Source organism: Micromonospora sp. CA-249363 (assembly GCF_050950185.1).
In the GTDB taxonomy this organism is placed as follows: Bacteria; Actinomycetota; Actinomycetes; order Mycobacteriales; family Micromonosporaceae; genus Micromonospora.
This window is the reverse complement of sequence record NZ_CP192020.1, coordinates 669,990-682,980: the sequence shown is the minus strand read 5'-3', so window position 1 is coordinate 682,980 and position 12,991 is coordinate 669,990. Positions and strand designations below refer to the sequence as shown.

The following is a 12,991-nucleotide window of genomic DNA, read 5'->3' as shown; positions in this document are numbered from 1 at the left end:
CGACCGGCTAGCGTCGGTGGCGGCCGGAGCAGCGGCGACGGCGCGCACGAGGCGGGAGGCGGCATGGCCGGGGCACTTCGGCTCGGTTCGCGGACGTTCGCGCCGGGTGAGCTGGTGGTGATGGCCATCGTCAACCGCACACCGGACTCGTTCTTCGACCGGGGCGCCACCTTCGCCGCGGACAGCGCGCTCCGGGCCGTCGAGCGGGCGGTCGACGAGGGCGCCGAGATCATCGACATCGGCGGGGTCAAGGCCGGTCCGGGCACCGAGGTGGACGTCAGCGAGGAGATCCGACGCACGGTGGACACGATCGCCGCCGTACGGGCCGCGTTCCCGGAGGTGGTGATCTCCATCGACACCTGGCGCGCGGAGGTGGCGACGGAGGCCGTGGCCGCCGGCGCGGACCTGCTCAACGACACCTGGTCGGGCGTCGACCCGGCGCTCGCCCGGGTCGCGGCGCGCACGGGCGCCGGGCTGGTCTGCTCGCACGCCGGCGGCCTGTCCCCCCGGACCAGGCCGCACCGCGCCGCCTTCGACGACGTGGTCGCCGACGTGGTCGCGACGGTGACCGGGCTCGCCGAGCGAGCGGTGGCGGCGGGGGTACGCCCCGACGGGATCCTCATCGACCCGGCGCACGACTTCGGCAAGAACACCCGCCACTCGCTGGAGATCACCCGGCGGCTGGGCGAGCTGAGCGCAACCGGCTGGCCGGTGCTCGTGGCGCTCTCCAACAAGGACTTCGTGGGCGAGACGCTCGACCTTCCGGTGGGCGAGCGCCTGGAGGGCACGCTCGCCGCGACGGCGGTCTCCGCGTGGCTGGGTGCCCGGGTGTTCCGGGCCCACCAGGTCGGGCCCACCCGCCGGGTGCTGGACATGGTGGCCTCGATCCGCGGCGACCGCCCACCCAGAGCCACCAGAAGAGGCCTGGCCTAACCCTGCCCCGCCCGGCCCGGCCCGGCCCGGCCCGGCCCGGCCCGGCCCGGCCCCGATGATCATGAAGTTGTTGCCCCGCCGCACGGCGTGTTCGGACAACAACTTCATGATCATCGACGGGGGCGGCGGGCGCGCCGTAGGTGGGGTGGGGGGCGCCGGAGGTGGAGGGCTGGACCTGAGCGGGGGCTCAGGTCCAGCGGAGGATGTTTCGGCGCCAGGCGTAGAGGATGCCGAGGGCGAGCACCGCCACGAAGATCGCCATCTCCACGACCGTGACCAGGCCGAAGCCGGGCCGGTCGAAGACCACCGCCCACGGGAAGAGGAACACCGCCTCGACCGCGAACAGCACGTAGAGATATGCGTAGACGTAGTAGCGGATCTGCATCTGCGCCCAGTCCGCGCCGACCGGGTCGAGCCCGCACTCGTAGCTTGCCCGCTTGCCGAACGGGTCAGCCGGACGGGCGGGACGTAACACCCGGTTGGCCGAGAACGCCGTCACAAAGAACAGGACACTGACGAGCAGCAAGAGCCCGAGCGTCGCGTACGAGCCCAGGTAACCGGTCACATCGGGAGCCTACCGCCCACCCGGGTTGGACCACCCCCAACACGTTACGCATTTGTTTCCGGGTGGGACTAGTGCACCAGGGCAACTATTAACAATATTGGACTCCCACCCACGTCACCGGAGGACAGATGGCCCGCGTGAAGGTTTCGCCCGATCGCTGGGCCGCAGGGCGGCGTCCGACGCACCTGCTGGCGACGTCGCTCGCGCTCGGGCTGCTCGCGGCGTTGGCCGTCGCGCCGGCCCTCGCCAGCGCCGCGGCGCCGCACGCCCACCCGGTCACCGCCGTGACGGAGTCGGCACCCGACCCAGATCCGGACCCGGAGACCACTCCGCCGCAGGAGCCCACCCCGACCGAAGAGCCGGGCGGCGGTCCCGCACCGACCGACCCGCCCCCGCCGACCACCGCACCACCGCCGGAGACCACAGCGCCGGCACCCCCGCCGACCACCGCTCCTGCGCCGCCGGTCACCACCGCTCCCGCCCCGGGCGGCGCCACCCGTCCGCCGACAGCCGGGCCGCCTCCACCCCCGGTCCCACCGGTCAACCCGCCCGCACCGGGCGGCTCGCAGGCGCCGCCGCCGAGCCCACTCGGCGTGCAGGTGACCACCGAGGACGTCACCCTGTCGGCGACGTACTGGAACGCCCCCAGCACGACCACCATGCTGCGGGTCACCGTGACGAACACCGGCACCTCCGCGCAGCGGGTCCGGCTGTCGTACACCCTGCCGGCCGGCGTGAGCGACGCCGGCACGAACGGGTGCGTCGGCGAGGGTGGCGGCGCGTACCGCTGCGGGGCGTGGACGACCGAGGCGGGCACCCGGTTCAGCAGCCTGATCCGGCTGCGGATCACCGGTGCCGCCTGGGAGCGGATGCCCCTCAGCGGCTCCGTACGGGTCGTCGCGGACGTGCCGGGGATGCCCGGCGAGGTGGCCGACGACCAGGGCTTCGCGGTGCTGTTCCCGCCCGGCCCGCCGGTGCCCGGGATCTCGCTGGCCGCCGACGAGGTCGGGTTCGACATCAGTGGCGCACAGAGCACCCTCGCGGTGCGGCTGGGCAACACCGGCACGGTGGACGCCGCCGGCCTGGTGGAGGTGGTCCTGCCGACCGGGGTGAGCGTGCCCGCCCCACCGGCGGGCTGCGTGGCCGTCGACGCGGCCCGTACCCGGTGCGACGCGGGTCTGCTGGCCGCAGGCGAGACCCGTGAGCTGCGGCTGCCGGTGGAGGCGACTCCACAGGCCCAGCGGGAGGCTCCGCTGTCCGGGGCGGTGGTCGGTCAACTCGACCCACGCAACGGCGCGACGCGGCGGTTGCAGATGAGTTTCCGGATCACCGCGGCGGCAGCGCTGGCCACGCCGGTCGTCTCGCCGCCCGCGCCGACCGGCTCCCAGGGCGTACTGCCGGCGGGCGCCACCACCGACGACGGCATGACCTCGGTCCAGCGCACCGCGATCATCCTGGTAGCGGTCTCCGCGCTGCTGGTGGTGCTGGCCCTCACGCTGGCGACCACCTCGCTGCGTCGCCGGATCGGCGGAACGGTGAGCGACACCTCGGCCCCGCCCACCGACTGATCGATCGACGACCCTGGCCGCCACCGGCCGGGGTCGTCCCCGCCCGGCGTACGGTGATCTGAATTACGGCGGGCGGGGCAAAACCCCGCATTTCACAGCAATTCTCATGGTGAACCCTTCTCAGTCGGCGGACCTCCGGGGAGGGCCGGGCCTCCGTTCGACGTAGGCTCTGGGTGGGGAACGACAGCGCTTGCGAGCCCGCAGTCGCGAACGAAGGTGGCACAGTGACCAAGCAGATCCGTCAACTCGACCGGGTGGTCATCCGGTTCGCCGGCGACTCCGGCGACGGCATGCAGTTGACCGGCGACCGGTTCACCTCCGAGACGGCGCAGCTCGGCAACGACATCTCCACGCTGCCGAACTTCCCCGCCGAGATCCGGGCCCCCGCCGGCACGTTGCCGGGCGTGTCGAGCTTCCAGGTGCACTTCGCCGACTACGACATCCTCACCCCGGGCGACGCGCCCAACGTGCTGGTGGCGATGAACCCGGCGGCCCTCAAGGCCAACCTGACCGACCTGCCGCGCGGCGCGGACATCATCGTCAACACCGACGAGTTCACCAAGCGCAACCTGGCCAAGGTCGGCTACCAGAGCAGCCCGCTCGACGACGACTCGCTGGCCGGCTACGTCGTGCACCCGGTGGCTCTGACGTCGATGACGGTCGGCGCGTTGGCCGAACACCAGGTGTCCAAGAAGGACGCCGAGCGGTCCAAGAACATGTTCGCCCTCGGCCTGCTCTCCTGGATGTACTCCCGGCCGTACGAGTCGACCCTGCGCTTCCTGGAGGCCAAGTTCGCCAAGCGCCCGGAACTGGTCGCCGCGAACGTCGCCGCCTTCAAGGCCGGCTGGAACTTCGGCGAGACCACCGAGGACTTCGGGGTGCGTTACGAGGTCAAGCCGGCGAAGATGCAGCCGGGCACCTACCGCAACATCACCGGCAACGCGGCCCTGTCGCTGGGGCTGGTCGCCGCCGGGGTCCGTTCGGGGCTGCCGGTCTTCCTCGGCGCGTACCCGATCACGCCGGCGTCGGACATCCTGCACGAGCTGAGCAAGCACAAGCGCTTCGGCGTGCTGACCATGCAGGCCGAGGACGAGATCGCCGCGGTCGGCGCGGCGTTGGGCGCCTCCTACGGCGGGTCGCTCGGCGTGACCACCACGAGCGGCCCGGGTGTGGCGCTCAAGAGCGAGACGATCTCCCTCGCGGTGGCGCTGGAGCTGCCGCTGGTGATCGTGGACGTGCAGCGGGCCGGCCCGTCGACCGGAATGCCGACCAAGACCGAGCAGGCCGACCTGAACATGGCGCTGTACGGCCGGCACGGCGAGGCGCCCGTCGCGGTGATCGCGCCCCGGTCGCCGTCGGACTGCTTCTTCGCCGCGCTGGAGGCGGCCCGGATCGCCCTGACGTACCGCACGCCGGTGATCCTCCTGTCGGACAACTACGTGGCCAACGGCTCCGAGCCGTGGCTGCTCCCCGACGTGGAGTCGCTGCCCGACCTGCGCGTCGACTTCGCCACCGCGCCCAACGGCGAGGACGGCACCACCTTCCTGCCCTACCTGCGCGATCCGGAGACCCTGGCCCGCCCGTGGGCCATCCCCGGCACGCCGGGGCTGGAGCACCGGATCGGCGGTCTGGAGAAGGCCGACAAGACCGGCGACATCTCGTACGACCCGGCGAACCACGACTTCATGGTCCGCACCCGGGCCGCCCGCATCGAGACGATCCCGGTGCCGGACATCGAGGTGGAGGATCCGGACGGCGACGCCCGCGTGCTGGTGCTCGGCTGGGGCTCGACGTACGGGCCGATCGGCGCCGCCTGCCGTGGCGTCCGCCAGCGTGGTCTGTCCATCGCCCAGGCGCACCTGCGGCACCTGGCCCCGATGCCGGCGAACCTCGGCGAGGTGCTGCGCTCCTACGACAAGGTGGTCATCCCGGAGATGAACCTGGGCCAGCTCGCCCACGTCATCCGGTCCCGCTACCTGGTCGACGCGATCAGCTACAACCAGGTCCGTGGCCTGCCGTTCACGGCCGCCGAGCTGGAGACGACGCTGGAAGAGGTCCTGAAGAATGTCTGAGCCCGTCGCCCTCAAGCTCACCGCCAAGGACTTCAAGTCCGACCAGGAGGTGCGCTGGTGCCCCGGCTGCGGTGACTACGCCATCCTGGCGGCCATCCAGCAGTTCATGCCGGAGCTGAACATCCCCCGCGAGCGCACCGTGTTCGTCTCCGGGATCGGCTGCTCGTCGCGCTTCCCGTACTACATGAACACGTACGGCATGCACTCGATCCACGGCCGCGCGCCGGCGATCGCGACCGGACTGTCGGTGTCCCGTCCGGACCTGTCGGTCTGGGTGGTCACCGGCGACGGTGACGCCCTGTCGATCGGCGGCAACCACCTGATCCACGCGCTGCGACGCAACGTCAACCTCAAGATCCTGCTGTTCAACAACCGGATCTACGGGTTGACCAAGGGGCAGTACTCGCCCACCTCCGAGGTCGGCAAGATCACCAAGTCGACGCCGTCCGGCTCGGCCGACGCGCCGTTCAACCCGCTCTCGCTCGCTCTCGGCGCGGAGGCCAGCTTCGTCGGCCGGACCATCGACTCCGACCGCAAGCACCTCCAGTCGGTGCTGCGGGCCGCCGCCGAGCACCAGGGCTCGGCGTTCGTCGAGATCTACCAGAACTGCAACATCTTCAACGATGGCGCGTTCGACCAGCTCAAGGACCCGTCCACCCGGGACGACTACCTGATCCGCCTGGAGCACGGCCAGCCGATCACCTTCGGGGCGGACGGTCGGTTCTGCGTGGTGCACCCGCCGGGCGCGTTCGGCCTGGAGGTCCGGGAGACCAGCTCCGTACGCCCCGAGGAGATCGTCGTGCACGATGCGACGGTGGCCGACCCGGCGTACGCGTTCGCGCTGTCCCGGCTGCCCGGCCTGGACCTGCGCAACACGCCGATCGGTGTGTTCCGTTCGGTGGACCGGCCGTCCTACGACAGCGTGGTGCAGGAGCAGTTGGCCGCGGCGAAGGCGAAGGTCACCGAGACCCCCGAGCAGCAGCTCGCGGGCCTGCTGGGCAGTGGCGACACCTGGACGATCCTCTGATCCAACCGACCTGAACGAGAGCGGCCGCCCCCATTCCGGGGCGGCCGCTGTCGTTGCGTCAGGTGCCTTCTCAGCGCTGCGCCGAGGCCGGCGTCCACAGGTTGTCGATCTCCTTCTCGGCCGCCGTGCGGCTGGCCTCGTGCAGAGGGATCAGCTCGGACATCGCCGGCACCGTGGGCGCCAGGGTCAGTTCCGTGCTGATGAAGCGCGGCTCCAGGCCGGTCATCGACAGACCGTGTGGGAGCCACTGCTCCGCATGGTCCCAGCCGTGCCGCGGGGTGCCCTCGCCGTAGCCGCCGCCCCGGGTGGCCACCACCACGAACTCACGACCGCTGAGCAGGCCCTCCTGCGTCTCCGGGTCGTAGGTGAGGCCGGCGACGATCAGGTGGTCGACCCAGGACTTGACGCTGCTCGGCGCGCCGTAGTTGTAGAGCGGCAGCCCGAGCAGGACCACGTCGGCCTGCTTCACCTCGTCGACGAGGCTCAGGCTGAGCTCCCACGAGGCGCGCTGGGCGGGGGTGTGCTGGTCCGGCGGTGTCATTCGCGCCAGCCCGCCGTCGGAGTCCAGGTGCGGCAGCGGCTCGGCGCCCAGATCGCGGTAGGTCACGGTGCCGTCGGGGTGCGCGGCGCGCCAGGCTGCGGCGGCCCGGGCGGTGAGCTGCCGGCTGACCGACCAGTCGCCCCGGATGCTCGAATCGATATGCAGCAGGTTCATGATTCCTCCTCCAAGGATCGTCTGTGTTGCACCAACTATTTATAGCAGGCAGATGTTCCGGGGCGTCGGTAGACTGGGTCACATGTCCGCCCTGCCGCTGGATCCGTCGGAGCACCGCTCGGGTGCCCTGCTGGACCATCTGGCGCGCCGGATGCGCCTGCGGGCGGAGTCGGTGCTCGCGCCACTGGGCCTACGGCCGCGACACCTGGTCGCGCTCACGGTGCTGCGGGCCGGCGGCGGCATCAGTCAGCAGGCGCTCGCGAGCACCCTGGAGATGGACAGCACCAACATCGTGGGACTGCTCAACGACCTTGAGGCGAAGGACCTCGTCGAGCGTCGGCGCTCACCCAAGGACCGTCGACGACACGTCGTCGAACTCACCGAAGACGGGGCAAAGCGCCTCAATGAGGCCGAATGCGCCCTCGCGGGCGCCGAGGACGAGGTGCTGGGAGCGTTGCAGCCGGCCGAGCGGGAAACGCTCTACAACCTGCTGCGGCGAGCGGCCACCACGACACCGATCACCTGCACCGAGGTCCTCAGCGAGGTGGACGCGGACGCCTGCTGACGCGCGAGTGTCAGACCGTGGTCGTGGACTGCGGGCGGTCGTCGCGGACGTGCACCAGCATGTCACCGGTCTCGATCACCGCACCGGCCTTGTCGGCCAGGGTGACCACCTTGCCCCGCCGCACCAGGGCGATCACCAGTGACTCCAGCTCGCGCGGTGAACGACCCACCTCGTCCCGCTCCGCCGAGCGCATCGCCAACGCCATCCCCTGCCCCGGCGTGAGCAGATCCTCCACGACGTCGATCAGCGGAGGCGCCGAGGTCGAGAGGCCGAGCAGGCGACCGGCGGTCGCCGAGGAGACGATCACATGGTGCGCGCCGCTCTGCTTGAGCAGCGGGGCGTTCTCCGCCTCGCGGGCCGCCGCGATGATCCGGACCTGCCCGGCGGTGAGCTGCCGGACGGTCAACGCCACCAGCACCGAGGCGTCGTCGCTGTCGGTCGCGATGATCACTGCCTTCGCGCTCCGGACGTGCGCCTCGTTCAGCACCGACGAGCGGGTCGCCGACCCCTCGATCGCCACCAGCCCCGCCGACGTGGCCTGCCGCAGTGCGACGCCGCTGCGCTCCACGACCACGATCCTCGACCGGTCCAGGCCGTTCTCGAGAAGGGCGTTGACCGCGCTGCGACCCTTGGTGCCGTAGCCGCAGATGATGACGTGGTCCTTCACGACTCTCCTCCACCGCGACAGGCGACGGCCGGTCCGGTACTGCTCAGTCAGGACTTCCAGGGTGGTACCGACCAGGATGATCAGGAAGAGCACCCGGGCCGGCGTGACGAACAGGACGTTGACCAGCCGGGCCGACGGCGCGGCCGGGGTGATGTCCCCGTAGCCGGTGGTGGAGAGCGAGACCACCGCGTAGTAGAAGCAGTCCAGCAGGGTGAGGCCGTCCTCGTTGACGTCGCGGTAGCCGTCCCGGTCCAGGTAGACCGCCGCCACCACGGCGAAGACCAGCCCAAGGGCGGCCGCGAGCCGCAGGCTCAGCGCGCTCAGCGGGCCTCGGCGCTGCGCGGGAAAATGGATCACCGTCGAACCTGCTCCGCCGCCGTCGCCTGCACGCCCACAACATAGCGGGTACGCGGCGCTTCGCACGCCCGGGTCACGACGACGGTCGACGCGGCATGCGCGGGTCGGCCTCGACCGCCGGCAACCGGCATGATGAAGGGGGTCTTCCCGACGACCACCGCGAGAGTGAGGTCCGCATGTCGTTGCTACGACGAGTGATCGGCGGGGTGCTGCGCCGGCTGCGCCAGAGCCAGGGCCGCACACTGCGCGAGGTGGCCGAAGCGGCCGGGGTCTCGGTGCCCTACCTGTCGGAGGTCGAGCGCGGGCGCAAGGAGGCCTCGTCGGAGGTCCTGGCGGCGATCTGCCGGGCGCTCGGCATCCAACTCTCCGACCTGCTCGAAGCGGCCCGCGACGACCTGCGCCGGGTTGAGCGTCGCATCCCCGCCGCGCCCCGGGCGGCTCTGGCCCGGCTGGAACGGGCGCCCTCGGCGCGTACCGAGACCCGCCCCGGATTCCGGCTCGGCTTCCAGCCGGACGGGGCAACGCCACCCGTGGCCGCCGCCCCGGCTCCCGTCCGGCAGCCCGCCGGGCCGGTGCTGCGGCTGGGCGGGCCGATCCTGCACGTCGGCGGTCCAGCCTCGCCCGCCGGGTCGACCGTCGGAGGAGCGGGGCTGCGAGTGCGACTGATCGCCTCCGCACCGGCCGGGCGCCCCGGTCCGCGTACCTCCAAGATGCTGGCCTGCCGCCGGGCCCGGGCGGGCCGGCGGCGGCTGGCCCGGGTGTAGGCCGGCCGGGGTTCTGCCCTGGGCCGATCTGCCGCCGGCAGAATCCCTGGGCCGCGACCGCCGCCGCGCGCACGCTGGAGGAGCCGGCTCCCCGGGCGATCCAGTCGCCCGCCGGCACGGTGGAAGGCGGCGAGACATGATCGAGAACGGCGTGCGGATGTTGGACGGCGGTCAGCCGGCCTTCGGCGACCAGGTGTTCGAGCGGCTGCTGCGGGAGCGGATCGTCTTCCTCGGCACCGAGGTGACCGACGAGTCGGCCAACCAGATCTGCGCGCAGATCCTGCTGCTCGCGGCCGAGGACGCCGACCGGGACATCTACCTCTACATCAACTCGCCGGGCGGCTCGGTGACCGCGGGAATGGCGGTCTACGACACGATGCGCTACGTCCGCAACGACGTTGCCACGCTGGCGCTCGGCCTCGCCGGCTCGATGGGACAGTTCCTGCTCTGCGCCGGCGCGGCCGGCAAGCGGTACGCGCTGCCGCACTCACGGGTCATGATGCACCAGCCGTCCGGCGGGATGGGCGGCACCGCCTCGGACATCACCATCCAGGCGGAGAACATGCTGCACGTCAAGCGCACCATGCAGGAGTTGATCGCCCAGCACACCGGACACACCCTCGACGAGATCCAGCGCGACTGGGACCGGGACCGTTGGTTCACCGCCGAGCAGGCCCGGGAGTACGGCATCGTCGACCGGGTGCTCACCCACGCCGAACAACTGCCGGCGGACTGACCCACCGTGCTGGCCGGGCCCCCCGAAGTGGACCATGTTGGTTAGGGTCGCGTCTATGCGTCGACTGATCCCTGTCCTCTCGATTGCCCTCGCCGCCGCCCTCGTGGCCGGCTGCGGCACCACTTCCGGCGACACCGGAGGGTCCGGCCCGTCCGCGGCCCCCACCACGCCCAAGCTCGAACCGGTCGCCGCCGTCCGGCAGGCCATGGACCGCAGCCTCGCCGGCACGCTCACCATGGACGCCTCCGTCAAGGCCGGCGGCCAGTCGATCAGCCTCAGCGGCAAGGTCGACCCCGCCGCCAAGGCCATCCACGTCACCGGCACCGCCCCGGAGCCGATCGAGGCCCGGCTGATCGGCGACGCCGCCTACATCAAGTCGGACTCGCTCGACGGCGAGAAGCCCTGGATGAAGATCGACCTCAACAAGCTCCGGCCGACCAGCTCGCTGCGCCAGTCGTTCGACCTGAAGTCGCAGACCGGCCTGATCGGCGGCATCGTGACCGCCCAGGAGGTCAGCCCCGGCCGCTACAGCGGCACCGCCGACCTGAACAAGGCCGCCGAGGCCGCCACCAACGACGGCGGCATGCGCGAGGGCCTCGAGTCGACCGCCAAGCTGGCGAAGGACCCCAAGGCCATCCCCTTCGAGGCGACCGTCGACGCCGACGGCCGGCTCACCGGCCTGTCCTACACGGTCGCCACGAAGAGCCTCGGCGACCTCGTCACCGACATGAAGATGAGCGGCTTCGGCGAGAAGGTCACCGTGACCGCCCCGCCGGCCGCCGACACCGAGGCCGCCTCCGCCGAGATGTACAAGTTCCTCTGACCCCGCGATGACGTAGGTGCCCTCCGGACGACCGGAGGGCACCTACGCGCTCGACATCTCGCGGAACTGTTCCGTCCTGAAGGCGACGACCACGGGGAGGGTCCATGTTCGCCGCGTACGTGACAGTCACCATCATCGCCTCGGTGTTCACCGCCATCGCCGCGGTCACCTACCTGATCGGCCACGAGTACCCCAAGGCCCAGGCGGACATGAAGCGGGTGCCACACTCCTGGCTGCCCGTGCTGGGCACGCTGCTGGCCGCCGGCTCGCTGGGACTGCTGGCCGGATTCTTCGTACCGCTGGTGGGGACGCTCGCCGCCGCGGGACTGGTGCTGTACTTCGTCGGGGCGCTGATCGCGCACCTGCGCGTGGGTTCACGCAAGCTCGTGGGATGGGCCGTCTTCTTCGTCACCGTGCTGGCCACGCTGATCGTGAACCTGGCCTACCACTGGTGACCGTCGAGACGCCCACCCTTCACTGGAAGTAGGTTCCGTCAATGGCATGCCGTATCGGTGAGCTCGTGCTCAAATGCCGCGACCTCGAGGTGCTGGCACGGTTCTGGTGCGAGGTCCTGGACTTCGTGGAACTCGATCGCGAGGAGGGCGTCTACATCGAGATAGGCCCCCGCGAGGGGTTCGGCGGCCCGCAGCCGACGATCTTCCTCATCCGTGACGACGAACCGAGGAACGGGCCTGCTCGGCTGCACATCGACGTCAACCCCACCGACCGCGACCAGGCCGCCGAACTCGAACGTCTCCTGGCCGCCGGAGCCAGGCCGATCGACATCGGCCAGCCTGCGGACGCCTCCTGGCATGTCCTCGCCGACCCGGAAGGCAACGAGTTCTGCCTGCTCAAGCGCCGCCTCGACCCGCTGTGACGGTCCCGGCGTAAACGATCGACGCAGCTGCCGACGAGGTCGGTCGAGCCCATCATTGGTTGGTGCCCCCGGCAGGATTCGAACCTGCGACACACGGTTTAGGAAACCGATGCTCTATCCCCTGAGCTACGAGGGCGCGAGGGCACAGTCTAGCGACCAGGGCTCCGCCCGGGGTGGCAGGGAGTGGCCCGCGCCCACCCACCTCCCCCGCGCGCATGTCGACCCAGCCCAGGCCCACACTCACAGCACACCTGTTCAGGTCGACGCCGGGCCCGGGTAGCCGTTCCGGCCCGGGGCAGCCACGGCGACCACGAGGCGCCCCGCAACAAGCGCGGCCCAAGCGGTGATCGCAAGCAGTTCCTTGCCCTGCAACGCGTTCAGGTCGTAGGTTGCATCGATGATCCTCAACGAGGAGCCTCGACCTGACCCCACCCCGGATGTGAGCCACGACGGTCCGCGGCGCGAGGATCTTGACGGCATCGCGTACCTGCGTGGACTGTCGAGGCGCGGGTTCCTCACGAGCGCCGCGCTGGCGGCGTCCGGGTTGTCGGCAGCTTTCGGCCTGCTGCCCGACCCCGCCCGCGCTGCCGGCAGTTACCAGCGGCCGTGCGGAAACGTACGGATCTCAAGCTCCTGGCAGGACCACCGGAACCGGACGCCGCCCTCGGGTGAGCCGGGCACCGACTATGCGGTCGGGGTCGGCACTCCCGTCATGGCCGCGGCGAACGGCACGATCCGTTTCGTGAAGACCGACACCTCTACCGCGACCGGACGCGTCGTGGGGATGGCCCACGACGACGGCAATTACACCCGGCACCTGCACCTGTCGAGGATCATCGTCTCCACCGGTCAGCGTGTGTCACGCGGCCAGACCATCGCGTACACCGGTTCCTCGGCGAACGGCAGTGACTCCGGCGTCGGACCGCATGTGCACACGAGCCTCTGGCTGAACACCGGAAGTCCGACGAATTTCGGCGCGACTGTCGATTTCGAGAACCACGTCGGGGACGTCACCGCCCCGAACCCGCCCGACCAGGAGGTAGACGAAGTGTTCATCGCGAACGTTAAGGGCAACTGGTACCTGGTGGTTCCCCAGGGCACCAGCAAGCCGCGGGCGGTGGTACTTGGCGGCGACAGCAACGCCGCCGCTTCCGGCATCCCCGTCCTGAACTTCAGCTGGGACCCGTCGATCAATGCGCTCAGGGCCGCGGTCGACGGCATCGGCTGACCTGTTCGACCACGCCGCCGCGCAGGTCCTCAACCGAGGTCGACGGCATCGACGGCGCTTGGTTGGCGGACGATAGGCTGCGGGCGGCGTCCGA

At 70.9% G+C, this 12,991-nt stretch carries 14 protein-coding genes and 1 tRNA gene; 11 read left to right on the top strand and 4 right to left on the bottom strand.

Translation table 11 applies throughout. The features are described 5' to 3' along the window. Window positions 1-63 precede the first annotated feature (63 nt). Window positions 64-933 carry a dihydropteroate synthase gene (folP, locus tag ACQPZK_RS03265; RefSeq protein WP_433536873.1) on the top strand — a complete coding sequence of 290 codons (870 nt, stop codon included), beginning with the start codon at window positions 64-66 and terminating at the stop codon, window positions 931-933. A gap of 187 nt (window positions 934-1,120) precedes the next feature. On the opposite strand, the gene ndhC is transcribed toward folP, so the two are convergent. Further along, window positions 1,121-1,498, bottom strand: a complete 378-nt coding sequence (gene ndhC / locus ACQPZK_RS03260) for an NADH-quinone oxidoreductase subunit A (protein ID WP_421474373.1) — start codon at window positions 1,496-1,498, stop codon at window positions 1,121-1,123. 128 nt (window positions 1,499-1,626) lie between these two features. Between ndhC and ACQPZK_RS03255 the strand changes: the two genes are divergently transcribed. From ACQPZK_RS03255 to ACQPZK_RS03245, 3 genes are all read left to right on the top strand, one after another. Next, on the top strand, window positions 1,627-3,066 hold the full coding sequence (locus ACQPZK_RS03255; RefSeq protein ID WP_433536872.1) for a hypothetical protein: 1,440 nt from the start codon (window positions 1,627-1,629) through the stop codon (window positions 3,064-3,066). A 224-nt stretch (window positions 3,067-3,290) separates the two neighbouring features. Further along, window positions 3,291-5,138, top strand: a complete 1,848-nt coding sequence (locus tag ACQPZK_RS03250) for a 2-oxoacid:acceptor oxidoreductase subunit alpha (protein ID WP_433536871.1) — start codon at window positions 3,291-3,293, stop codon at window positions 5,136-5,138. Further along, the gene (locus tag ACQPZK_RS03245) at window positions 5,131-6,165 is read left to right on the top strand and encodes a 2-oxoacid:ferredoxin oxidoreductase subunit beta (protein ID WP_433536870.1); all 1,035 of its coding nucleotides are present in this window, start codon (window positions 5,131-5,133) and stop codon (window positions 6,163-6,165) included. The genes ACQPZK_RS03250 and ACQPZK_RS03245 overlap by 8 nt, the downstream gene beginning before the upstream one ends. Before the next feature lie 70 nt (window positions 6,166-6,235). On the opposite strand, the gene ACQPZK_RS03240 is transcribed toward ACQPZK_RS03245, so the two are convergent. Beyond that, complete coding sequence (locus tag ACQPZK_RS03240) at window positions 6,236-6,880, bottom strand: FMN-dependent NADH-azoreductase (RefSeq protein ID WP_433536869.1); 645 nt, start codon at window positions 6,878-6,880, stop codon at window positions 6,236-6,238. Window positions 6,881-6,962: 82 nt separating this feature from the next. On the opposite strand from ACQPZK_RS03240, the gene ACQPZK_RS03235 reads away from it, so the two are divergent. Continuing rightward, window positions 6,963-7,445 carry a MarR family winged helix-turn-helix transcriptional regulator gene (locus ACQPZK_RS03235; RefSeq protein ID WP_433536868.1) on the top strand — a complete coding sequence of 161 codons (483 nt, stop codon included), beginning with the start codon at window positions 6,963-6,965 and terminating at the stop codon, window positions 7,443-7,445. 10 nt (window positions 7,446-7,455) lie between these two features. Here ACQPZK_RS03235 and ACQPZK_RS03230 read toward each other — a convergent pair whose 3' ends face one another. Beyond that, entirely contained in the window at window positions 7,456-8,469 is a 1,014-nt protein-coding gene (locus ACQPZK_RS03230) for a potassium channel family protein (protein ID WP_433536867.1), read from the bottom strand. Window positions 8,470-8,645: 176 nt separating this feature from the next. Between ACQPZK_RS03230 and ACQPZK_RS03225 the strand changes: the two genes are divergently transcribed. From ACQPZK_RS03225 to ACQPZK_RS03205, 5 genes are all read left to right on the top strand, one after another. Further along, window positions 8,646-9,233: a helix-turn-helix domain-containing protein gene (locus ACQPZK_RS03225; RefSeq protein ID WP_433536866.1), complete on the top strand. Its 588-nt coding sequence runs from the start codon at window positions 8,646-8,648 to the stop codon at window positions 9,231-9,233. Between the two features lie 136 nt (window positions 9,234-9,369). Beyond that, window positions 9,370-9,969, top strand: a complete 600-nt coding sequence (locus tag ACQPZK_RS03220; protein ID WP_433536865.1) for an ATP-dependent Clp protease proteolytic subunit — start codon at window positions 9,370-9,372, stop codon at window positions 9,967-9,969. 55 nt (window positions 9,970-10,024) lie between these two features. Continuing rightward, window positions 10,025-10,792 (top strand): hypothetical protein, encoded by a 768-nt coding sequence (locus ACQPZK_RS03215; RefSeq protein ID WP_433536864.1) that lies wholly within the window; start codon window positions 10,025-10,027, stop codon window positions 10,790-10,792. Between the two features lie 104 nt (window positions 10,793-10,896). Beyond that, window positions 10,897-11,247: a DoxX family protein gene (locus ACQPZK_RS03210; RefSeq protein ID WP_433536863.1), complete on the top strand. Its 351-nt coding sequence runs from the start codon at window positions 10,897-10,899 to the stop codon at window positions 11,245-11,247. Window positions 11,248-11,288: 41 nt separating this feature from the next. Further along, window positions 11,289-11,669 (top strand): VOC family protein, encoded by a 381-nt coding sequence (locus ACQPZK_RS03205; RefSeq protein WP_433536862.1) that lies wholly within the window; start codon window positions 11,289-11,291, stop codon window positions 11,667-11,669. A gap of 60 nt (window positions 11,670-11,729) precedes the next feature. Here the strand turns inward: ACQPZK_RS03205 and ACQPZK_RS03200 are convergent. Continuing rightward, window positions 11,730-11,805, bottom strand: a tRNA-Arg gene (locus ACQPZK_RS03200). A 261-nt stretch (window positions 11,806-12,066) separates the two neighbouring features. Here ACQPZK_RS03200 and ACQPZK_RS03195 point away from each other — a divergent pair. Further along, window positions 12,067-12,897, top strand: a complete 831-nt coding sequence (locus ACQPZK_RS03195) for a M23 family metallopeptidase (RefSeq protein WP_433536861.1) — start codon at window positions 12,067-12,069, stop codon at window positions 12,895-12,897. The last annotated feature ends 94 nt before the right edge of the window (window positions 12,898-12,991 follow it).